The organism is Prevotella sp. TF12-30 (genome assembly GCF_003436715.1).
GTDB classification, from domain to species: Bacteria; Bacteroidota; Bacteroidia; order Bacteroidales; family Bacteroidaceae; genus Prevotella; species Prevotella copri_A.
Genome location: NZ_QSQJ01000077.1, coordinates 4290 through 4558 on the forward strand (window position 1 = coordinate 4290; position 269 = coordinate 4558).

Sequence of the window (269 nt, forward strand, 5' to 3'; positions counted from 1 at the left end):
CTTTTGTCATGTGCCTTGTTCAGCACAGCACATGCGCAAAAGGTAGTGGTTCCAGAACCAGAGTTTATCAACAGCTACTGTGTTTTGACCAGTGATTCCACCTTCGACGTCCTCCCGAAAGAGAGCGGAAAGGTGGAGAAGCATCAGAGTAAATTCTCTAAGTTCTCCAAGATAGCAAGTGCTGCAAGCAACCTCGGTTTTGCCGGAGGTCTGATCGGTGCCAGCACTGGAAGCCTGTCCGGACTGGAAGGTGGATTGAGAGTGATGGG

Annotated in this window: 1 protein-coding gene; it reads left to right on the forward strand. The window is 50.6% G+C overall.

All coding sequences use genetic code 11. From position 1 onward, the window contains the following. Nucleotides 1-45 precede the first annotated feature (45 nt). Nucleotides 46-269 (forward strand): hypothetical protein (locus tag DXD25_RS15870; RefSeq protein WP_370453432.1); only part of this gene is annotated, 224 nt, incomplete at its 3' end.